This window comes from Thalassobaculum sp. (genome assembly GCF_965223715.1).
Lineage (GTDB): Bacteria > Pseudomonadota > Alphaproteobacteria > Thalassobaculales > Thalassobaculaceae > Thalassobaculum.
Genome location: NZ_OZ245012.1, coordinates 4363783 through 4383678, shown reverse-complemented (window position 1 = coordinate 4383678; position 19896 = coordinate 4363783). Strand labels below are relative to the sequence as shown.

At 67.8% G+C, this 19896-nt stretch carries 19 protein-coding genes; 8 read left to right on the top strand and 11 right to left on the bottom strand.

Annotation, left to right across the window (positions count from 1 at the left end; translation table 11 throughout):
* Window positions 1-4: 4 nt before the first annotated feature.
* The 6 genes from tcuA to ACOQOP_RS20215 all read right to left on the bottom strand — a co-directional run bounded on the left by tcuA (window position 5) and on the right by ACOQOP_RS20215 (window position 6656).
* The gene (gene tcuA / locus ACOQOP_RS20240; protein WP_420563624.1) at window positions 5-1507 is read right to left on the bottom strand and encodes an FAD-dependent tricarballylate dehydrogenase TcuA; all 1503 of its coding nucleotides are present in this window, start codon (window positions 1505-1507) and stop codon (window positions 5-7) included.
* Between the two features lie 160 nt (window positions 1508-1667).
* On the bottom strand, window positions 1668-2552 hold the full coding sequence (locus ACOQOP_RS20235; RefSeq protein ID WP_420563623.1) for an ABC transporter ATP-binding protein: 885 nt from the start codon (window positions 2550-2552) through the stop codon (window positions 1668-1670).
* On the bottom strand, window positions 2552-3310 hold the full coding sequence (locus tag ACOQOP_RS20230) for an ABC transporter ATP-binding protein (RefSeq protein ID WP_420563622.1): 759 nt from the start codon (window positions 3308-3310) through the stop codon (window positions 2552-2554). The genes ACOQOP_RS20235 and ACOQOP_RS20230 overlap by 1 nt, the downstream gene beginning before the upstream one ends.
* The gene (locus tag ACOQOP_RS20225; RefSeq protein WP_420563621.1) at window positions 3307-4371 is read right to left on the bottom strand and encodes a branched-chain amino acid ABC transporter permease; all 1065 of its coding nucleotides are present in this window, start codon (window positions 4369-4371) and stop codon (window positions 3307-3309) included. The genes ACOQOP_RS20230 and ACOQOP_RS20225 overlap by 4 nt, the downstream gene beginning before the upstream one ends.
* On the bottom strand, window positions 4368-5267 hold the full coding sequence (locus ACOQOP_RS20220; RefSeq protein WP_420563620.1) for a branched-chain amino acid ABC transporter permease: 900 nt from the start codon (window positions 5265-5267) through the stop codon (window positions 4368-4370). Before ACOQOP_RS20220 ends, ACOQOP_RS20225 begins: the two co-directional genes overlap by 4 nt.
* Before the next feature lie 138 nt (window positions 5268-5405).
* Window positions 5406-6656, bottom strand: a complete 1251-nt coding sequence (locus ACOQOP_RS20215; RefSeq protein ID WP_420563619.1) for an amino acid ABC transporter substrate-binding protein — start codon at window positions 6654-6656, stop codon at window positions 5406-5408.
* 255 nt (window positions 6657-6911) lie between these two features.
* On the opposite strand from ACOQOP_RS20215, the gene ACOQOP_RS20210 reads away from it, so the two are divergent.
* The 7 genes from ACOQOP_RS20210 to ACOQOP_RS20180 all read left to right on the top strand — a co-directional run bounded on the left by ACOQOP_RS20210 (window position 6912) and on the right by ACOQOP_RS20180 (window position 13775).
* On the top strand, window positions 6912-7277 hold the full coding sequence (locus ACOQOP_RS20210) for a winged helix-turn-helix domain-containing protein (RefSeq protein WP_420563618.1): 366 nt from the start codon (window positions 6912-6914) through the stop codon (window positions 7275-7277).
* 83 nt (window positions 7278-7360) lie between these two features.
* A complete protein-coding gene (modA, locus tag ACOQOP_RS20205; RefSeq protein WP_420563617.1) occupies window positions 7361-8119 on the top strand; it encodes a molybdate ABC transporter substrate-binding protein in 759 nt (252 codons plus the stop codon).
* A gap of 53 nt (window positions 8120-8172) precedes the next feature.
* On the top strand, window positions 8173-8856 hold the full coding sequence (modB, locus tag ACOQOP_RS20200) for a molybdate ABC transporter permease subunit (RefSeq protein WP_420563616.1): 684 nt from the start codon (window positions 8173-8175) through the stop codon (window positions 8854-8856).
* Entirely contained in the window at window positions 8853-9950 is a 1098-nt protein-coding gene (modC, locus tag ACOQOP_RS20195; RefSeq protein ID WP_420563615.1) for a molybdenum ABC transporter ATP-binding protein, read from the top strand. The genes modB and modC overlap by 4 nt, the downstream gene beginning before the upstream one ends.
* Window positions 9951-10117: 167 nt before the next feature.
* Window positions 10118-11323, top strand: coding sequence for a CaiB/BaiF CoA transferase family protein (locus ACOQOP_RS20190; RefSeq protein WP_420563614.1), 1206 nt, complete (start codon window positions 10118-10120; stop codon window positions 11321-11323).
* Window positions 11320-12015 carry a glutathione S-transferase N-terminal domain-containing protein gene (locus tag ACOQOP_RS20185; RefSeq protein ID WP_420563613.1) on the top strand — a complete coding sequence of 232 codons (696 nt, stop codon included), beginning with the start codon at window positions 11320-11322 and terminating at the stop codon, window positions 12013-12015. Before ACOQOP_RS20190 ends, ACOQOP_RS20185 begins: the two co-directional genes overlap by 4 nt.
* 257 nt (window positions 12016-12272) lie before the next feature.
* Complete coding sequence (locus tag ACOQOP_RS20180) at window positions 12273-13775, top strand: bifunctional metallophosphatase/5'-nucleotidase (protein WP_420563612.1); 1503 nt, start codon at window positions 12273-12275, stop codon at window positions 13773-13775.
* Window positions 13776-13833: 58 nt separating this feature from the next.
* Here the strand turns inward: ACOQOP_RS20180 and ACOQOP_RS20175 are convergent, their stop codons facing one another.
* The 5 genes from ACOQOP_RS20175 to ACOQOP_RS20155 are packed head-to-tail and all read right to left on the bottom strand — an operon-like array spanning window position 13834 to window position 17453.
* A complete protein-coding gene (locus ACOQOP_RS20175) occupies window positions 13834-14718 on the bottom strand; it encodes an intradiol ring-cleavage dioxygenase (protein WP_420563611.1) in 885 nt (294 codons plus the stop codon).
* Between the two features lie 59 nt (window positions 14719-14777).
* Window positions 14778-15818 carry a TonB family protein gene (locus ACOQOP_RS20170; RefSeq protein WP_420563610.1) on the bottom strand — a complete coding sequence of 347 codons (1041 nt, stop codon included), beginning with the start codon at window positions 15816-15818 and terminating at the stop codon, window positions 14778-14780.
* Entirely contained in the window at window positions 15818-16231 is a 414-nt protein-coding gene (locus ACOQOP_RS20165) for an ExbD/TolR family protein (RefSeq protein WP_420563609.1), read from the bottom strand. Before ACOQOP_RS20165 ends, ACOQOP_RS20170 begins: the two co-directional genes overlap by 1 nt.
* 9 nt (window positions 16232-16240) lie before the next feature.
* A complete protein-coding gene (locus ACOQOP_RS20160; protein ID WP_420563608.1) occupies window positions 16241-16696 on the bottom strand; it encodes an ExbD/TolR family protein in 456 nt (151 codons plus the stop codon).
* Window positions 16626-17453 carry a MotA/TolQ/ExbB proton channel family protein gene (locus ACOQOP_RS20155; RefSeq protein ID WP_420563607.1) on the bottom strand — a complete coding sequence of 276 codons (828 nt, stop codon included), beginning with the start codon at window positions 17451-17453 and terminating at the stop codon, window positions 16626-16628. The genes ACOQOP_RS20160 and ACOQOP_RS20155 overlap by 71 nt, the downstream gene beginning before the upstream one ends.
* A 742-nt stretch (window positions 17454-18195) precedes the next feature.
* Between ACOQOP_RS20155 and ACOQOP_RS20150 the strand changes: the two genes are divergently transcribed.
* Window positions 18196-19890 (top strand): methyltransferase domain-containing protein, encoded by a 1695-nt coding sequence (locus ACOQOP_RS20150; protein ID WP_420563606.1) that lies wholly within the window; start codon window positions 18196-18198, stop codon window positions 19888-19890.
* Window positions 19891-19896 lie beyond the last annotated feature (6 nt).

The following is a 19896-nucleotide window of genomic DNA, read 5'->3' as shown; positions in this document are numbered from 1 at the left end:
TGCCCTACTCCGCGGCGTTCGCACGACCCGAAGTTGCCTCCTCTCCGGCCCCGGCCCCGGCGAGCTTGCCGAACACCGCGCCGGACATGAGGCCGGTGCCGCCCGGGTAGTTGAAGTAGAACAGCCCGCCGACCAGCTCGCCGGCGGCGTACAGGCCGGGAATCGGGTTCAGGTCCACGTCCACCACCTGGCCGCGGTCGTCGATCCGCAGCCCGCCGAAGGTAAAGGTGATGCCGCAGGTGACCTGATAGGCCTCGAACGGCCCCTGCTCGATCCGGACCGCCCAGTTCGACTTCGGCACCGACAGGCCTTTCGTTCCCCGGCCGTCCTTGACGTTCGGGTTGAACTCCACATCGGTCTGGACCGCGTCGTTATAGGCCTTCACCTCGGCCAGGAAGGCGTCCTTGTTCACGCCCTCCAGCTTGCCGGCCAGTTCCTCCAGGGTCTCGCCGGTGACCTTGGTCACCTGGCGGATGCGGTACTCGTCGCGCTGCAGGTGGACGGTCTGCTGGTCGAAGATCTGCCACGCCATCTGGCCCGGCTGGTTCAGAATCACCCGGCCGTACTTGGCGTAGGTGTAGTTGCGGAAGTCCGCCCCCTCGTCGACGAAGCGCTTGCCATCGGCATTGACCATGATCGAGAACGGATAGGAGTGCTTCTGGAAGTTGTCGCCGACCGCCAGGTCGCCGAATTCCGGCGCGTTGAAGTCCCAGCCGACCGCGTGGCCGCCGGACCAGTTGCCGTAGGGGCAGGCGCCGATGTCGAGCGCCATGCGGATGCCATCGCCGGTGTTGAAGCGGGTGCCACGCACCTTCGCCAGTTCCCAGCCCGGACCCATGTAGCGGGTCCGCCATTCCGGGTTGGCCTCGAAGCCGCCGCTGGCCAGGACCACCGCCTTGGCGGAGATCGTCTCCACGCCGTTCGGCCCCTTCACCTTCACGCCGGTGACGCGCACGTCGTCGTATTCCAGCGACAGCGCGCGGGTGGAATAGCGGATCTCGATGCCGTTCTTCTTGGCCGCCGCCCACAGGGCCTCGACCAGGCCGGGCCCGCCGCCCCACGCCTCCACGGTCAGGCCGCCCCAGAACTTGAACTTGCCATCGACCTTGAACGCCTGACGGCCCCAGATCGGCTGGAAGCGCACACCCTTGCCCTTCATCCACATCAGCGTGTCGTAGGACGAGGTGATCAGGGTCTCGGCCAGGTCCGGGTTGCAGCGGTACTGGGTGACCCGGAACATGTCGTCGAAGAACTGGTCGGCGGTGTAGGTGCCGAAATCGGTGATCGCCACTTCCTCGTCGGTGATGTCCGGCATCAGGGCGCGCAGGTCGTCGACGCCGTTATAGACCGTGCGGATGGCCCCGGCGGTGAAGCGGGTGTTGCCACCGCCTTCGTCCTCATGCGCGCGCTCCAGCACCAGGACCGAGGCCCCGGACTCGCGCGCCGACAGGGCAGCGCAGAGTGCGGCGTTACCGGCACCGACGACGACGACATCCCATTCAGCCATGACTTCCTCTCCTTCTGCGGCGCCGACGCGCCCGGCCCGCGATTGGCCGGGCCTTAGGTCAAAATGCTTGTATAACTTTGTATACAATCCTGATCGGCACGCTGTCCAGCCTCGCGAACAGACAGGCCGCGCTTTCTTCGCATCCGGTCGTGGCGTGGGGTCAGCCGCCCAGGAACAAGCGGCCGACTTCCGGGTTCTCCAGCAGCTCCGTGCCCGGCCCGGCCAGGGCGGTCTCGCCGGAGACCAGGACATAGCCGAGATCGGCGAATTCCAGGCCCTTCTTGGCGTTCTGCTCGACCATGACGATGGTCTTGCCGTCGACCCGCTGCAGGTCGCCCAGGATCTCGAACACCATGTCGATGAAGCGGGGCTCAAGGCCGATGGACGGCTCGTCCACCAGCAGGACCTCGGGTTCCATGACCAGGGCCCGGCTGATCTCCAGCAGCCGCCGTTCGCCGCCGGACAGCACGCCGGCCGGCTTGTTGCGCCGGGCGGCGAGGCGGTCGTACTTGTCGAACACCCGCTCAGCGGCCGCCTTGGCCTCGGCCGGCTTGTCCTTCAGGAACCCGCCCATCAGCAGGTTCTCCTCCACGGTCATGCCGGGGAAGACAGACTTGTCCTGCAGGATATAGGCGATCCCGGCCGACCGGAGCTTCTGCTGCGGGCTGAGACGCGTGACATCGCTGCCACCGACCACGATCGAGCCGGAAAAGATGTTGGTGAAGCCGAAGATCGAGTGCAGGACCGTCGACTTGCCCGCTCCGTTCGGGCCGATCAGGCAGAGCGACTGGCCCTTGCCGACCCGCAGGTTGAAGTCGTGCAGGATCTGCATCTTGCCGTAGCCGGCGCGCAGGTCGTTGATCTCCACGAAGGGCTCGCCGGCGCACATGGCGTCCAGAGCCGCGACGCTCGGCCCCTCCTCAGCGATCGCCTGGGCCTGCCTGACCACGTCCTCCACCGAGATGACGGTGGAGACATCGCCGCTGCCGTAGCCGCGGGTGCGCCGGGCCGCGGCCTCGGCCGCCGTGGGGGTCTGATCGCTCATCAATGCGCTCCCAGATAGGCGTCGACCACGCGCGGGTCGTTCTGCAGCTCGTCGGGCGTGCCAGTGGCGAGCAGCTCCCCATGGGCGAGGCAGGAGATCTTTCCGGCCAGGTTCATGATCACCCGCATGTTGTGCTCGATGACGAACAGGGTGACGCCGAGCTCCTCGTTGGCCCGCTTCAGCCGGTCGATCAGGCCGTTGATCAGCGTCGGGTTGATGCCGGCGGTCGGCTCGTCCAGCAGCAGCACCTTGGGTCGGTTCATCAGCGCCATGGCGAATTCCAGCAGCTTCTGCTGGCCGAAGCTGAGATCGCCGGAGATGAGGAACCGCTTCTCGTAGAGCCCGACGAACTCCAGCAGCCGCTCGGCCTCCTCGACGATCTCGCCGCGGTCGCGCAGGGCGAAGATGGAGAACGGCGAGCTGTCCCGGTGGCTGACCGAGATCTGCATGTTGTCCATGCAATTCATCTTCGAATAGATCCGGGTCTGCTGGAACGTGCGCAGCATGCCGAGCCGGGCGATGTCGGGTACCCGCAGCTTGGAGATCTCCCGGCCCTGGAACCGGATCGAGCCGCTGTCGATCGGGTGATAGCCGACGATCGAGTTGAACAGGGTCGTTTTGCCGGAGCCGTTCGGCCCGATCAGCCCGGTGATCCTTCCGTCCGGCACATCGATGGAGATGTCGGTATTGGCCTGCACGCCGCCATAGGATTTGGAGACGCCGCGGACCTCGATAACGTTGGGGGTCGCATCCGTCATTCCGCAGCCTCCCCGGCGGCCGGACGCGCCGCCCCGCTCCTGTCGACCGTCAGCCCGAAAGCCTCCGGCCATTTGTCCTGGGCCCAGCCGAGGATGCCCTGCTGGAAGTAGACGATGTTGATGATGATGATCGCGCCCAGCGCCACCCACTGCCAGCCGAGCAGGTAGGTCCAGGTGACCTGCTTGACGATATGGAACAGCACCGCACCCAGCACCGGCCCCCAGAGCGTCCCCTTGCCGCCCAGCAGCGCCATGGCGACCATGAAGATGCCGAAGGTGGTGGTCGGGAACGCCACCTCCAGCGGCTCGATGAATCCGGACATGTTGCCGAAGATCGCCCCGCCCACGCCCATGAAGAAGGCGGCGATGGCCCAGGCGATGGTCTTGTAGCGGTTGGTGTGGATGCCCATCGCCTCCGCCTTGTCCTCGTCGTCGCGGATGGCGTTGATGGCGAGGCCGAACTGGGTCGAGTAGAGCCAGCGCACGAACAGGTGACACGCCAGCACGAGCAGGCCGAGCAGGACGTAGAAGGTGAAGGGTCCGGCGGTCGGCGGTCCGGGATAGACTGGCATGGAGATGCCGCCGCCGCCGCCCACATACTCCCAGCCCGACACCAGCTCGGCGACCGCGATGGCAAGGCCCAGGGTGCCGATCGCGAAATACGGCCCGCGCAGGCCGAGCATGGCCGGCCCGATGATCAGGGCGAAGATCGAGGCGGCGATCCCGCCGGCCACCAGGCCGAGCCCGAGGCCGGTGAAGTACTGGCCGGGCGTGAAGTCGACCACGATGGCCCCGAACGACGCGGTGTAGTCGGCGACGTCGCTGAACTGGGCGATCTGCACGATCGCCGAGGCGTACATGCCGATGCCGAAGAACACCACGTTGCCGAGCGAGTTGTAGCCCATCTGGCCGCCGGTGACGTCCCAGGTCACCGCCATCAGGATCATCAGCCACATGACCGCGACGGTCTGGATGTAGTCCTGGGCGAAGAACGGGACCAGGACGGCGACCGCGATCAGAGCCGCATAGATCTTCAGATCGAGGGAACGCGACGAGTTCATCGGACCACCTGGCGCACGCGGTAGAGCTGGATCAGGCGGTACATCAGCACCGCCACCAGCATGAGGACGACGGCAGCGACCGCGAACTCGGCGCCGAACACGAAGCCGGCCACGTTCTCCCAGACCCCGAGGCCGAAGCCGGTCAGGATCACCCCCGGCAGATTGCCGAGGCCGGCGGCCGTCACGATGATGAAGGCGCGGATCGAGTAGACGATCCCGTAATAGGGCTGGATCACCCAGATCATCGCCACCAGCACCCCGGCCGCCCCGCAGATCGCGGCGTTCAGGGCATAGGTAAAGGCGTAGACCTGGTCGGTGTCGATCCCCAGGACCCGGGCGGCCCGGGCGTCCTGGGCGGTGGCGCGGATCGCCTGGCCCATGCGCGACTTCTTCATGAACAACACAATGGCCAGCGCCAGGGCGGCCGCCATCAGCAGGCTGTAGAGCCGGACGTTCTGGATAACGATGAAGGAGCCGAGCTCGAAATCGCCGAAGCCGGCATCGGCGACCTTCACCTCCGGGCCGTAGATCAGGTTCAGGATCTGCTGGATCAGCAGACTGAGGCCGAAGGTGGCGAGCAGCGAGGTGAACATGTCGCGGTCGACCACCCGGCGGATGATCACCGCGTAGATCGCCCAGCCGAGCATGAACATGACGACGATCGCCACCGGCAGGGCGATGATCGGGTGATAGCCCCACAGGGTGGCCTGATAGCCCAGATACCCGCCGAGGATGACCATGTCGCCCTGGGCCAGGTTCTTCACGTTCATCACGCCCCAGACCAGGGCGAGGCCATAGGCGACCAGCGCGAAGATGGCGCCGATGAACAGCCCCTGGATCACCAGGTCGACGACGAGGATCGGCACCTGGGTCAGGAGAAGGAGATTGTCGATCATGTGCTCGCTCCAGTTCCGGAGACGGCGGCGCGGGCTCTGCACGAAGGCTGGGCCTCACGCGGACCGGCGGCCCCGGTTCACGGCAAGACGAACGGCGGGAGAACGGGTGTCCTCCCGCCGTCGCCGGTCAGGTCGCGATCAGTATTCCGGCTGCCGCGGGTAGCGCAGCTCGGCCGCCGCCCATTTGGTCGGCGCGACCACCAGGTATTCGCCGTCCTGGATCTGGCGCAGCACCATCGGCTTGGCGATGTTGTTGCCGGCCTCCGAGAACTTCACGCCGCCGGCGAAGGTCTGCATGTCGGTGGCCGCCAGCGTGTCGCGCAGCGTCTCGGTGTCGAAGGAATTGGCCCGCTCGAAGGCGTCGGCCCACACCTGCACGGCCATGCTGGCCATGGCGGTCTGGTACGGCACCGTCGAGTACTCGGGATAGGCCTTCTGGAAGTCCGAGTTGTACTGCGCCGCCGTGCCCATCAGGTCGTCCTCATAGGCCAGGGTCTCGGACCACTGGGTCGGGCACAGGATGCCCTCGGTCGGGCCGGGCCCGAACTTGGCGGTGATGTCGGCGGCCTCGCAGTGGGTCATCGCCACCATCGGCACGTCGATCTTCAGCTCCTGGATCTGCCGGGCGGCGGTCGCGGCACCCTTGGAGTGACCGGAGACCACCAGCAGGTCCGGCTTGAGCGCCTTCACCTTGGTCAGGGTCGAGGTCATGTCGGACAGGTCGCGGGGCAGCTTGTCGTCGATGACGATGTTCATGTCGTACTTCTTGGCGTCATCGACCACGCCGGCCCTCACGTCGAGCGAGAACGGATCGTTCTCGAACGCCATGGCGATCTTGATGTCGGACGGCTTCTTGCCCTGCTTCTCGGCCACCTCTGCGGCGAGCGCGATGGCGCTGGCCAGATACTGCTCGGAGGTGGAGAGCACCGCGAACATGTACTTGTAGCCCTGGGTGAACAGCGACCGCGACGCGCCCTCCGCCTCGACCATCGGGATCTTGTACTTCTCGGTCACCGGCGCGATCGCCTTGGTCAGACCGGAGCTGTACGGGCCGAGCATGAACTTGACGCCGTCCTGGTTGATCAGCCGCTCCGCCAACTCCGCGCCGCGGGCCGGGGTGGACTCGTCGTCGTAGTAGACGACCTTCAGCTTGTAGCTCTTGCCGTCGACGGTCACGCCGCCGTTGTCGTTGATCTTGTCGACCGCGAAATCGTAACCCTTCTGGGCGTGCACGCCGTTGGTCGCGTATTTCCCGGTCAGCGAGATCGCCGCACCGAGAACGATCGTGTCGCCTTCGACCTTGGCCTCGGCGCCGGCCGCCAGACCCAGGGCCGCGACACCGACGACCGCAGCGGTCATGGTGCGCAGATGCTTGCGCGTGATGATCATGGAACTGCCTCCCTTAGCTTCGTTCCGTATGTCGGTTCGCGGCCGTTTGCCGGTCCTGCGAACCCGCCCGCCTGTTCTGCTGCCGACGGTGCGATGTCGGAAACACTAGGAAATCCGCGCGTTGGTGGAAAGACTTTTTAAAATATCTGATCCATCTTCATGGTTATAAAGGATTTATTATTACCTTCCGGAGCATCGGGGCGACGTATTCACGCCGCGCTGCCCAAGCCGCCGGAGAGCGGGTAAGCTCTCGCCATGCGTCCCTGGAACAAGACACTCGGCCCCCGCCTCAGGGTGGTCATCGCCCCGAACGTCGCCGTCGGCCCCGGCAAGGCCGACCTGCTTCAAGGCGTCGTCGAGACCGGGTCCATCGCCGCCGCCGGCCGCCGCCTCGGCATGAGCTACAAGCGCGCCTGGGGCTTGGTGGAAGGCATGAAGGAGGATTTCGGCGCCCCGCTTGTCACCACCTCGCGCGGCGGTTCGGCCCGGGGCGGGGCGGAGCTGACCGAGCTCGGCCAGAGCGTGCTCGATCTCTATCGCCGTATGGAGGATCAGGCCGCCGCCGCTACGAAGACCGAGCTGGAGGCGCTGCAGACCCTGCTCGCCGACCAGAAGAGCTGAGGTCTGCCGGCGAACCGCAGTTGACCGGGCTTCTCCGACATGAGACCGTCCCGATATGTTTCAATGAACATATCGGAAAAGCGATGACCGTCCCGGCCCGCCTGTTCCAGATCGCCCTTGTCGCCCTGCTCCTTGCGGTCTCCGGCACCGCCGCCCGCGCCGGAGAGGTCCGGGTCGCGGTCGCCGCCAACTTCACCGATGCGGCCAAGGAGATCGGCGCCGCCTTCGAGACCGCCACCGGCCACCAGGCCGTGCTCAGCTTCGCCTCCACCGGCCAGATCTTCACCCAGATCGCCGGGGGTGCACCGTTCGACGTGTTCCTCGCCGCCGACCAGGAGCGGCCGCGCCGCGCCGTGACCGAGGGTCTGGGCGACCCCGACCAGATCTTCACCTACGCCAAGGGGCGGCTCGCCCTGTACAGCCGCGAGCCCGGTCTGGTCACCGGACCTGAGACCCTGGACGCGGAGGGTCTCGGCAAGCTCGCCATCGCCAATCCGCAGACCGCCCCCTATGGCGCGGCGGCCCTGCAGGTGCTGACCCATCTCGGCAAGCGCGACCGGTTCGAGGGGGAGATGGTCCAGGGAACGAGCATCGCCCAGACCTATCAGTTCGTCGCCACCGGCAACGCGCGGCTCGGCTTCGTCGCCGCGTCGCAGGTCGCCCTTCATGAGGACGGGTCGCGCTGGATGGTGCCGGACCACCTGCACGACCCGATCGCCCAGGACGCGGTGCTGCTGAAATCGGCGGCCGACCGGGACGCCGCCCTCGCCTTCATGGCCTTCCTGAGAAGTCCGCAGACCCTGGCGGTTCTGGAGAAATACGGGTACGCCCCAGGAAACTGACCCGGGGAACCTGACCCCGGGAACGTCACCCCGGTTGAATGACGGGAGCGCCCATGCCCGACCTGGCCGAGCTCTGGTCCCCGGTCCGCTTGACCCTGATCCTGGCGGCGGTGACGACCCTGGTGCTGCTGGTGATCGCCACGCCGATCGCCTGGTGGCTGGCCCGCTCCACCGCCCGGTGGAAGGAGGCGGTGGCGGCGGTGGTCGCCCTGCCCCTGGTGCTGCCGCCGACCGTGCTCGGCTTCTATCTTCTCATTCTGCTCGGACCGGACGGGCCGGGCGGGTGGCTCGCGTCCCTCGGCGGGGCACGGTCGCTCGCCTTCACCTTCACCGGGCTGGTGATCGGGTCGGTTGTCTATTCCCTGCCCTTCGTCGTGCAGCCGGTCCGCAACGCCTTCGAGGCGATGGGCGACCGGCCGCTGGAGGTCGCCGCCACCCTGCGCGCGGGCCCCTGGGACCGGTTCTGGAGCGTGGCGGTGCCGCTGGCCCGACGCGGGTTCCTGACCGGCGCGGTGCTGGGCTTCGCCCATACCATGGGCGAGTTCGGCGTGATCCTGATGATCGGCGGCAACATCCCCGGCGAGACACGTGTCCTGTCGATCGCGATCTATGACTATGTGGAGACCCTGCGTTGGGCCGAGGCGCATCTGCTGGCGGGCGGCATGGTGGTCTTCGCCTTCGCCGTGATCCTGGCGATGCTGCTGCTGGAGAAGCGGATCGGGAGGGCGCGGCCGTGACCCCGACCTCCGATCAGATCGAGGCGCGCTTCGCCGGCACCCTGGGCGGCTTCGCCCTGGACGCCGCCTTCACCGCCCCGATGCGGGGCATCACCGCCCTGTTCGGCCCCTCGGGCTCGGGCAAGACGACGATCCTGCGGGCGATGGCCGGGCTCGCCCGCCTGTCCGGCCGGCTGACGGTGGGCGGCGAGACCTGGCAGGACGATGCCGCCGGCCGGCACCTGCCGCCCCACCGGCGCCCGATCGGCTACGTGTTCCAGGAGGCGAGCCTGTTCCCGCATCTCTCGGTGCGGCGCAACCTGCTCTACGGTGCCCGCCGGTCAGCCGGGCAGCCGCCGGTCATGGGCTTCGACGAGGCGGTCGCGCTGCTCGGCCTGGAGCGGCTGCTGGAGCGCGGGCCGGAGCGCCTGTCCGGCGGCGAGCGCCAGCGGGTCGCCATCGGCCGGGCGCTGCTGTCGGCGCCGCGCCTGCTGCTGATGGACGAGCCGCTGTCGGCCCTGGACGAGGCCTCGCGGGCCGACATCCTGGCGACCTTCGAGCGGCTGCACGACGCCCTGCCGATCCCGGCGATCTATGTCAGCCACGACCTCGCCGAGGTGGCGCGGCTGGCCGACCGGATGGTGGTGCTCTCCGCCGGCCGGGTGATCGCCGAGGGCGCGGTCGGCCCGATCCTGGAAAGGCTCGACCTGGAGCCGGCCACCGGCCGGTTCGAGGCCGGCGTCCTGCTAACCGCGACCGTGACCGGCCATGATGCCGGCTACCGGCTCACCCGACTGGACCTTGCCGGGCAGCCGGTCTCCATCCCGCGCGTCGAGGTGCCCGTCGGCGACCGCGTCCGTCTGCGGATCCGCGCGCGGGACGTCGCCCTGGCGACCCGGCCGCCGGAGGGCATCAGCATCCGCAACCGTCTCAGCGGCCGGATCGTCGAGATCGCCGCGTCCGAGGAGGCGCCTTATGCGGAGACCCTGGTGGAGATCGCCGACGGCGTCCGTCTGCGGTCCCGGGTCACCCGGGAGTCTGTGGACGATCTGGGCCTCAGCCCCGGTGCCCCGGTCGTCGCCCTGGTGAAGACCATCTCCTTCGACGGGCGATGACCGCCGCCGTGCCGAAACAGCCGCAATAGCCCCTCGCATTCGTTCCAAATCGCGAAAAGCTCTTCCGCAGCTTCTCGGTACCCGTCCCCGCCCCGCGGTGGTTGACTCCGCCCCGCCGAGCACGACCTTGCATCCACGCACGGCGCCAACCGGGGGAGAGCTCGTTCATGGCCGGACCGCTTGAGGGTTTCCGCATCATCGATCTGACCAGCGTGGTCTCCGGCCCGCTCGGCACCATGCTGCTCGCCGACCAGGGGGCGGAGGTGATCAAGATCGAGCACCCGGCCGGCGGCGACTTCACCCGGGCCATGGCCAACCGCCAGGGCGGCTTCTCCGCTTCCTTCCTGAATAACAACCGATCCAAGAAGTCGGTCGCCCTGAACCTGAAGGACCCGCGCGGTGTGGAGGCGGTGCTGAAGCTGGCGGCCACGGCCGACGCCTTCGTGCAGAACTTCCGCCCCGGCGTGACCGACCGCATGGGCCTCGGCGAGACGGCAGTGCGGGCGGTGAACCCGTCCATCGTCTACTGCTCGATCAGCGGTTTCGGCGATACCGGTCCCTATGCCGACAAACCGGTCTACGACCCGCTGGTCCAGGCGCTGTCCGGCCTCACCTCGATCCAGGGCGGGTCGGACGACGCCCGGCCCCGGCTGGTGCGCACCATCATCCCCGACAAGCTGACCGGCTACACCTCGGCCCAGGCGATCACCGCCGCCCTGCTGAAGCGCGAGCGCTCGGGCGAGGGGCAGCACGTGAAGGTCTCCATGCTGGACAGCGTGATCGACTTCCTGTGGCACTCCGACATGGGCAGCCAGACCTTCGTCGGCGGCGAGTTCCCGCAGGAGAAGGCCGCCAGCTTCATCGACCTGATCTACGAGACCACCGACGGCTACATCACCGTGGCGGTGAACACCGACAAGCAGTGGAAATCGCTGACCGCCGCGCTTGAGCGGCCGGAATGGCTGGAGGACCCGCGCTTCCTCACCCCGGCGCTGCGGCACGAGAACATCGACGACCGGCTGACCCTGACCCAGAGCGTGATCGCCACCGACAGCTCGGCCCATTGGCTGGAGCGGCTGGAGGCCCATGACGTGCCCTGCGCGCCGGTGTTGACCCGGTCCGACATGATCACCCACCCGCAGATCCAGGCGACCGGCATCGTGGTCGAGCTCGACCATCCCCAGGCGGGACGGGTCCGCCAGGCGCGCCCCGCGGCGACCTTCTCGGTCAGCACGCCGGACCTGTCCCATGGCGCCCCGCTGCTGGGGGCGGATACCGACGCGATGCTGGCCTCGGCCGGGTTCACGGCAGCCGAGATCGCCGCCCTGCGCGCCGACGGGGTGGCCGGCACGAAGGAGGAGGACGCGGCATGATCGACTTCTACTACTGGCCCACCCCGAACGGCTGGAAGGTGGCGATCCTGCTGGAAGAGTTGGGGATCGACTACAATCTGATCCCGCTGAACATCTCCAAGGGCGACCAGTTCAAGCCCGAGTTCCTGGCGATCAGCCCGAACAACCGGATGCCGGCCATCGTCGACCATGATGTGGACGGCAACCCGATACCGGTCTTCGAGTCCGGCGCCATCCTGCACTACTTGGCGCGCAAGACCGGGCGGTTCATTCCGAGCGACCCTCGCGGCGAGAAGGAGGTGCTGGAATGGCTGTTCTGGCAGACCGGCAACCAGGGACCGATGGCTGGGCAGCTCAGCCATTTCGTCAACTACGCGCCGGAGGACGTGCCCTACGCCAAGACCCGGTACCTGAACGAATACGACCGCTGCGTGGCGGTGCTGGAGCGTCGGCTGGAGGGTCGCGAGTGGATCGTCGGCAGCGAGTACAGCATCGCCGACATGATCTGCTGGCCCTGGGTGCTGATCGCCAAGCCGCTCGGCGCGTCCCTGGAGGCCTATCCCAACGTGACCCGCTGGCGGGCGGCCATCAAGGACCGGCCGGCGGTGCAGCGGGCGGTCGACTTGGGGAAGGAATTCCGCCGCTCCGCCCCACCGGACGACGCCGAACGCAAGATCCTGTTCACCCAAAGCGGCGCGAGCGTGACGCGGTAGGCGGCCCTGTACCCCCTCCCGTCATCCTGATGCAAATCAGGATCAAGCATCCTGCACCTCCCCAGGCTCCGACCCTGCATCGGCATCGCGGCTTGGTCCTGACTTGCGTCAGGACGACGGCGGGGTGGCGGCGTCTGCACCCAAACGGTCACACCCATGGGCTAGAATCGCCCGCCAAGGCGTGTTGGTCCGATCGGCGTGTTACAGTACTGTTACCGTCAGGTTCTTCCGCCTTCCGCTGATCGATGGAGTCGATGATGTTCTCCTTCCTGCGCACATTTGCGTTCGCGCTCGTGGCTGTCGTCACGCTGGCCGGACCCGCGGCCGCCGAGCCGCTGAAACTCGTGATCCTGCACTTCAACGACTGGGACAAGATGGACAACGCCGGCAAGGTCGCCGCCGTGATCGCCCAGGAGAAGAGCGCGGCCAAGGCCGAAGGGGCGTTCCCGCTGGTCACCTACGGTGGCGACATGATCTCGCCGTCGCTGATGAGCGGCATCGACAAGGGCGCGCACATGATCGCGCTGGCCGAGATGGTCGGCATCCAGTACGCGACCCTCGGCAACCACGAGTTCGATCTCGGCGACGAGGTGCTCAAGGCCCGGGTGGCGGAATCCGACTTCGCCTGGATTTCCAGCAACGTCACCCTGGACGGCCAGCCGTTCCCCGGTGTTCAGGGGCCGCAGATCATCGACATGAACGGCTACAAGATCGGGCTGTTCGGCCTGACCACGCCGGACACCACCTTCCTCGCCAGCCCGGGTCCCGGCGTCGCCTTCGCCGACTACACCGAGGCCGCGACCTCCGCGGTCGGCGCGCTGAAAGAGCTTGGCGCCGACTTCATCATCGCGCTGAGCCATGCCGGCGAGGGCCCGGATCGTGAACTGACCCGGCTGGTCAAGGATGTCGATCTGGTGCTGGGCGGCCATGACGAAGTGGCCCGCATCTACTACGACGGCCGCGACATGCTGGTCGGCGGCGGTGCGGAGGGCGAGTTCATCGCCAAGACCACCATCACCCTCGACAAGGTCGAGAAGCGCGGCAAGATGGCCGTGGTGTGGACCCCGACCTTCGACCTGATCGCAACCGGCGGCGCCACGCCCGACCCGACGGTTCAGCAGCAGGTCGATGCCTATGCGGCGGCCCTCGACCAGGGCCTGGGCCAGGTGATCGGCAAGACGGCGGTGGAAATGGATACCCGCCGGGCGGCGATCCGGTCCCAGGAGACCGCCTTCGGCAACCTGGTCGCCGATGCGAGCCGGACCGCCACCGGGGCCGATATCGGCCTTGCGAATGGCGGCGGCATCCGGGGCGATACGGTCTATCCGGCCGGAACGGAACTGACCCGCAAGACCATCCTGACCGAGCTGCCGTTCGGCAATTCGACCGTCAAGCTGGAGCTTACCGGCGCGGTGCTGCGCGAGGCCCTGGAACACGGGGTGAGCGGCGTGGAGGACGGGCAGGGGCGGTTCCCGCAGGTCTCCGGCCTGACCTTCTCCTTCGATGCCTCCAAACCGGTCGGCTCCCGCATCACGGAGGTGACGGTCGGCGGCAAGCCGCTGGACGACAACGCCACCTACACGCTAGCGACCAACGACTATGTCGGCAGCGGCGGCGACGGCTACGGCATGCTGCGCCAGGCCAAGGTGCTGATCGACGGCATCTCCGGCGGCCTGCTGGCCGGACAGGTGATCGACTATGTCGAGACCCGCGGCACGGTCTCCACCGGCGTGGAGGGACGGATCACCCGCCTCGACTGACCCCGGCTTCTCGAGCGACCTCACGCGGTCCGCCTCTCTGGAGGCGGGCCGTTCGCGTTCAGGCCGCCGGCGTCAGCACGAAATCTGTCTCCACCGTCCAGAACGGGTTGGCCACCCCGAACTCGGCCGCCCGGTCCGGATCGTCGTGCCTCACGAACTCCCGGATGAGGCTCTGCTTCACCCCGAACACCGCGTCGCTGTCCAGATACGGGTCGTCATGGACGAAGATGTGGGTCGTCACCGTCTCGAAGCCGGGCGCGCTGACGATGTAGTGCAGATGGGCCGGGCGGATATTCCCGCGCCCCAGCCCATGCAGGAGCTGGCCCACCGGCCCGTCGTCCGGGATCGGATAGAAGCTCGGCTTGACCGAGCGGTAGGAGAACCGGCCGTCGGCCCCGGTGCGGAAGATGCCGCGCAGGTTGTTCTCCGGCTGCTCGGGCTGCTGGACGTCGTAGAACCCGTCATGGCTGGTCTGCCAGGTGTCGATCACGGCTCCCTGCACCGGCGTGCCGTCGCCGTCCACCACCCGGCCGCGGACCACCAGCGGTTCGCCCTGGCCGTCCTGGGAGATCGTGTCGCCCATCGCCAGGTCCGGCGCCCCCTCCACATGGAACGGGCCGAGCACCGTGTTCTCCGTCGCCCCGCTCGGCCGCCTTGTGTTGATCGCGTCGACCAGCATCGACACGCCCAGCACGTCGGAGAGCAGGATGTATTCCTGGCGCTTCGCGTCACACATCTGGCCGGTCTCGGTCAGGAAGCGGATCGCCGCCATCCATTCCCCATAGGTCGGCTCAACCTCCTTCACCACCGCGTGCAGATGGGCGATGACCGAGCGCATCACCTCGGCGAGGCGCGCGTTCTCCGGCTCGCCCATCCGCGCGAGCACGGTCTCCACGGACGTGTCCTCGGTGAAGTAACTGATCGGCCCGTCGGTATCCGGCATGTCCCGCCTCCCTGGCATTTTCGGCCAGGATAGAGAGGAACCGGATGGCGGGCCACGTTCTAGCGAAGCTGGAACTGCACCGGGACGACCAGCTCGAGGCGCGCCTGGGTCATCTCGTCCGGCAGGGGTGGCAGGGGCTGGGCGCGCTGGATCATCTGCTCCACCTCCCGGTCGAGCAGGTCGTAGCCGGAGCTGCGGTCGATCCGGTACTCCAGCACATGGCCGCTGCGGTCCATGACGAAGTACAGCATCACCACCCCCTCCTGGCGCCGGCTGCGGGCGCGGCGGGGGTATTCCTTATGGTCTTCCAGCCAGGCCTGCAGGATCGAGGCGTAGTCGACCGACACGCCCGGCCGCCCGCCGCCGCTGCTGGACTCGGCGCTGCCGGACAGGGGGGACTGGCCGACACCGCTGCGGCCGGCCGCCCCCTGGGTCTGGGAAGGGGCGGGCTGCGCCTGGGCCTTGGTCGGGGCCTCCACCGCCAGGGCAGCGGTCTGCCGCGGCGCCGGGGTCGGCTCGACCTGGGTCTTCTGCGGCTTCGGCGGCTCCGGCCGGGTGACCGGCATCGGCGGGGTCTCCACCGGCGGCGCTTCCGGTTCGACCCGGGCGACCTCGACCGGCTCGGGCTTTGCCTTCACCGGCTTCTCGGGCGGCTCGGGCCGCTCGATCTTCACCGGTTCCGGCGGCGGTGGGGTCTCCACCTTTTCCGGCTTCGCGATGGCGATCACCTCATCGACCGGCTGCACCACCTCCGCCGTCTCCACGGCCGCGTCCGCCGGTGCGGGCGGCGGCGGCTCGCTCGGCCGGGCGGTCTCGGGCGGGGGCTGCTGGGTCTCGGCCTTGTCCGGCGGGGCGGTCTCCGGCTTGGCGACGGGGGCGGCGGCCGGCTCGACCGGATCGGCCTTGTCGACCTCGCTCACCACCTGGGCGACGCTGCCGGGCGCCCCACCGGAAGGGCCGAGCGAGACCTGGATGCCGCCCATGCCGGTGGCAGCAGCTCCCTTCTTCTCGGGCTCCAGAACCATGGCAATGGCGGCGGCGACATGGATCGCCAGCGCGACGCCGATGGCCAGTCCCATATGGCGCGACCGGATCCGCATCAGCCGTCTCCGGCCGGCAGGGTCAGGAGCTGGACGGACTCCACACCGGCGCCCCGCAGGATCTCCATGATCGCGACCACCCGCGCCGCCTCGACGGTGCCGTCGGCCTTCAGCCGGACCGGTGCTGCGGCCGCACCGTTTTCGGAGATCCGCTCAGCGACGGCGGCCCCCAACGCATCCTCGCCCATCTCCTCGCCGTTCAGGGCGAGACGGCCATCGACGCCGACCTGCACCAGCAGGTCCTCGACCGTCACCAGCCCCTCGCTGGCGGAGACCGGCGGGTCGATCTGGAACGGGTCGGTCGCGGCCAGCCGTCCGGCCAGCATGAAGAAGATCAGCAGCAGAAAGACGACGTTGATCAGCGGCAGGATCCGGTCGTCCTCGTTCTTCGGACGCTGTCTCACGAGCGACATGGGAGGCTCCTACCGGCTGCCCGAACGCACGAAGGACATGTTGGCGACGCCCGCCGCCGACAGGCGGTCGAGCACGCGGACCGTGTCCTGCAGGGCCACGCCCTCGGCCGGCTTGATCAGCACCCGCTGATCCGCCTTCTCGCGCACCTTGGCCATGATCCTGGTCTCGGCTTCGTCCAGGGTGACCATGTGCCCGCTCAGGCGCAGGCCGTCGGGGCGCACCTCCAGCAGCATGGCGCCGGTCATCGCGCTGCCGGCCCCCGCCGAGGCCGGGGCGTTCAGGTCGATGGTCCGCCAGTCGAGAAAGCTCGAGGCCAGCATGAAGAACACCAGCAGGATGAACACCACATCGATCAGTGGTGTGAGGCTGATGACCGCCCGGCGGCGCCGTCCGCTATTCGCCAGCCGCGGCGGTCCGTAGCCGGGCAGGCCCGCGTCCACGTTCGAATTCGCGCTCGTAGCCATGACCGTCGCTTTCCCCCAACAGCGTGGAGAGATCCTGTGTGAAGACGCCCGTGATGGCGCTGTCCATCTCATGGGCGGTGCGCTCGACCGCACGCTCCAGCCAGTTCAGGGCGGCGACCGCCGGGATCGCGACCGCCAGCCCCACCGCCGTGGTCAGCAGCGCCTCCCAGATGCCGCCCGACAGCACCGCCGGGTTCACCTGGTTGCCCGCCGCCTCGAGCTGCTGGAACGCGCCGATCATGCCGAGCACGGTGCCGAACAGACCGAGCAGCGGCGCCAGGGAGGCGATCACCTCCAGCGGACGCAGATAGCCGCGGAGCTCCTCCAGCATGTCGCCGCCGAAGCGCACGGCCTCCTCGCGGACCTTATGATCCGGCAGGCCGCGCAGGTGGCCGATCAGGGCGCGCGCCACCGCCTGGGCCACCGGGTTGCGCTTGCTGCGCACGACCGCCAGGGCGTCATGCGGCCGGCCGGCCCGCACCAGGGTCAGGGCGTTGCGCACCGACGCACGGTCGCCCAGCCGCGCGGAGCGGAACTGCCAGAGCTTCACCAGCACGATGGCCAGGGCGATCACCGACATGGCGAGCAGGATCGCCACCACAGGGCCGCCCGCGGCCAGCATGTCTGTCAGCGTGGTGAGCCAGTCCGCTTCGGTCGCGCCGGCGGTCAGCGCGCCATCCACCGGCAGGCCACCACCGGCGGCGGTCACGACATCGCCCGCAGCGGCGGGATCGGTGGTGCCGACAGGGTCGCTCATGCCGACACCTGGCGTGCCGATACCGGACGGCCAGACGTCCTGTGGTCAGCCGACCTGCGGTCGTCGAGACGGATCGCGCATGGGGACCTGCGCATGGTTTCGGCTCCTTGATTCGGAAGTCTGTCGCAGCGGACTTTATTGCGAGCGACTCGCATTCGCAAGCATCTAGATGCTGCGCTGCGGCGTCCCGGCGGCCGGTTGGCTAGTTCGGCACGTCATCCCTGGTCGTTTTGGGGCCATTCGCGGCCCGCCATGCGCCCGGAGAAGCTAAGTGCTGACAGAATCATGGATTTTTTCAGGCGGGCATTATCCAGCGCGATCAAGGCCATACGCGATGTCAACCCGGTTTCGTGTCGTATTCCGGCTTGTTATGTCGAAATTAGGACACTAAACATGCTGCAACCGACACGCGCCGTATGTCGGTCGCCGCCGACCGATACCGGGCGCCGGGGCACGAGGCTGCGCGGCGGCGATCCGATCTCCGCCACGCCAAGATCAAGAACGCGGGCCGCTCACGCCCGTCACAATCAACGCCGTCGCGGCTTGGATCGACCGGCCTTCAGGGGCCGTCGGGAGGGGTAGCCGCGATCGGACCAAGATTTCGCATCGCCATTTCACGCGGACCATCCCGCGTGAATGGCCTGAACCCGCGATCGGGCCTGCTGGCCGTATCAAGGGCCGTAGGCGGCACCTTTGGATGCAGCCCAGGACGCCCGGTCCCCCACAACGACCGGAGGCCACCATGGAGCAGACCGCCCGCCAGACCACAAACGCCGAGCTCCAGCTCGACGAGCAGGCATACGGCGAAAATCCGCTCGAGAACCGCGACACCGACCTCTATCGCGGCGAGTACATCATGTCCTTCGTGGAGAAGTGGGACGAGCTGATCGACTGGACCGCCCGGGCCGAGGGCGAAGGCCAGTTCTTCATCGACGTGCTCCGCGCCCGCGGCAAGGAGACGGTGCTCGATGTCGCCTGCGGAACAGGGTTCCACTCGGTGCGTCTGCAGGAGGCCGGCTTCAACGTCACCTCCGCCGACGGCTCGGCGGCGATGGTCGCCAAGGCGTTCCAGAACGCCCAGTCCCGCGGCCTGATCCTGAAGACCGTTCAGGCCGACTGGCGCTGGCTGAACCGCGACATCCAGGGCAAGTATGACGCGATCATCTGCCTCGGCAACTCGTTCACGCACCTTCATACCGAAGCCGACCGGCGACGGGCGCTCGCCGAATTCTATGCGGCGCTGAAGCATGACGGCATGCTGATCCTGGACCAGCGCAACTACGACGCCATCCTCGACCACGGCTTCAGCACCAAGCACAAATACTATTACGCCGGCGACAAGGTGACGGCCGAGCCGGAGCATGTCGATGAGGGGTTGGCGCGCTTCAAATACAGCTTCCCGGACGGGTCCAGCTACACGCTGAACATGTGCCCGATCCGCAAGAACTACGTCCGTCGTCTGTTGTCGGAGGCCGGGTTCCAGCGGGTTCGGACCTATGGCGACTTCCAGGAGACCTACGCCGACGCCGACCCGGACTTCTTCATCCACGTCGCCGAGAAGTCGACGCTGCACGTGGTGCGCTGGGGCGGCGGTACCCGCGACGAGGGCGAGACCGATGTCCGCGATGTCGCCGAGGACTATTACGACAGCGAGGACGCCGACACCTTCTACAGCATGGTCTGGGGCGGCGAGGACCTGCATGTCGGCATCTATGACGACACCAAGGTGATCCGCGAGGCCAGCGACACCACCATCGACAAGATGGCCGAAGCCCTGCCGCGTCTCGATCAGAACACCCGGGTGCTGGATATCGGTGCCGGCTATGGCGGCGCGATGCGCCGGCTGGTGAAGCGCTACGGCAACACGGCGACCTGCCTGAACATCTCGGAGATCCAGAACGACACCAACCGGAACAAGATCCGGCGCGACCGGCTGGCCGACAAGATCAAGGTCGTCCACGGTGTGTTCGAGGACATTCCGGAGCCCGAGGGCAGCTACGACGTGGTGTGGAGCCAGGACGCGATCCTGCACTCCGACCAGCGCGCCAAGGTGCTGGCCGAGGTGCACCGGGTGCTGAAGCCGGGCGGCCACTTCATCTTCACCGACCCGATGCAGGCCGACGACGTGCCGGAAGGCGTGCTGCAGCCGGTCTATGACCGCCTCCAACTCACCTCGCTCGGCTCCATGCGGTTCTACCGCGAGGCGGCCTCCGCGGTCGGCCTGGAGACCGTCGAGCAGCGCGAGATGACCAACCAGCTCCGCACCCACTACGACCGGGTGCGCGAGGACCTGGTGACCAACTACGACAAGCTGCGCGACAGCGGCGCGTCGGCCGAATACCTCGACAAGATGATCGTCGGTCTGGAGAACTGGGTGAAGGCGGCCGATGCCGGCTATCTCGCCTGGGGCATCCAGATCTTCCGCAAGCCGGACTGACCGGCC

Excerpts from the sequence above, each read along its gene's own strand:
- modB (WP_420563616.1), top strand. The coding sequence starts at position 8,173 with ATGCCCGACCTGGCCGAGCTCTGGTCCCCGGTCCGCTTGACCCTGATC.
- tcuA (WP_420563624.1), bottom strand. The coding sequence starts at position 1,507 with ATGGCTGAATGGGATGTCGTCGTCGTCGGTGCCGGTAACGCCGCACTC.
- ACOQOP_RS20225 (WP_420563621.1), bottom strand. The coding sequence starts at position 4,371 with ATGAACTCGTCGCGTTCCCTCGATCTGAAGATCTATGCGGCTCTGATC.
- ACOQOP_RS20220 (WP_420563620.1), bottom strand. The coding sequence starts at position 5,267 with ATGATCGACAATCTCCTTCTCCTGACCCAGGTGCCGATCCTCGTCGTC.
- ACOQOP_RS20235 (WP_420563623.1), bottom strand. The coding sequence starts at position 2,552 with ATGAGCGATCAGACCCCCACGGCGGCCGAGGCCGCGGCCCGGCGCACC.
- ACOQOP_RS20230 (WP_420563622.1), bottom strand. The coding sequence starts at position 3,310 with ATGACGGATGCGACCCCCAACGTTATCGAGGTCCGCGGCGTCTCCAAA.
- ACOQOP_RS20150 (WP_420563606.1), top strand. The coding sequence starts at position 18,196 with ATGGAGCAGACCGCCCGCCAGACCACAAACGCCGAGCTCCAGCTCGAC.
- ACOQOP_RS20170 (WP_420563610.1), bottom strand. The coding sequence starts at position 15,818 with ATGCGGATCCGGTCGCGCCATATGGGACTGGCCATCGGCGTCGCGCTG.
- ACOQOP_RS20185 (WP_420563613.1), top strand. The coding sequence starts at position 11,320 with ATGATCGACTTCTACTACTGGCCCACCCCGAACGGCTGGAAGGTGGCG.
- modA (WP_420563617.1), top strand. The coding sequence starts at position 7,361 with ATGACCGTCCCGGCCCGCCTGTTCCAGATCGCCCTTGTCGCCCTGCTC.
- ACOQOP_RS20190 (WP_420563614.1), top strand. The coding sequence starts at position 10,118 with ATGGCCGGACCGCTTGAGGGTTTCCGCATCATCGATCTGACCAGCGTG.
- ACOQOP_RS20165 (WP_420563609.1), bottom strand. The coding sequence starts at position 16,231 with ATGTCGCTCGTGAGACAGCGTCCGAAGAACGAGGACGACCGGATCCTG.
- ACOQOP_RS20175 (WP_420563611.1), bottom strand. The coding sequence starts at position 14,718 with ATGCCGGATACCGACGGGCCGATCAGTTACTTCACCGAGGACACGTCC.
- ACOQOP_RS20160 (WP_420563608.1), bottom strand. The coding sequence starts at position 16,696 with ATGGCTACGAGCGCGAATTCGAACGTGGACGCGGGCCTGCCCGGCTAC.
- ACOQOP_RS20210 (WP_420563618.1), top strand. The coding sequence starts at position 6,912 with ATGCGTCCCTGGAACAAGACACTCGGCCCCCGCCTCAGGGTGGTCATC.
- ACOQOP_RS20215 (WP_420563619.1), bottom strand. The coding sequence starts at position 6,656 with ATGATCATCACGCGCAAGCATCTGCGCACCATGACCGCTGCGGTCGTC.
- ACOQOP_RS20180 (WP_420563612.1), top strand. The coding sequence starts at position 12,273 with ATGTTCTCCTTCCTGCGCACATTTGCGTTCGCGCTCGTGGCTGTCGTC.
- ACOQOP_RS20155 (WP_420563607.1), bottom strand. The coding sequence starts at position 17,453 with ATGAGCGACCCTGTCGGCACCACCGATCCCGCCGCTGCGGGCGATGTC.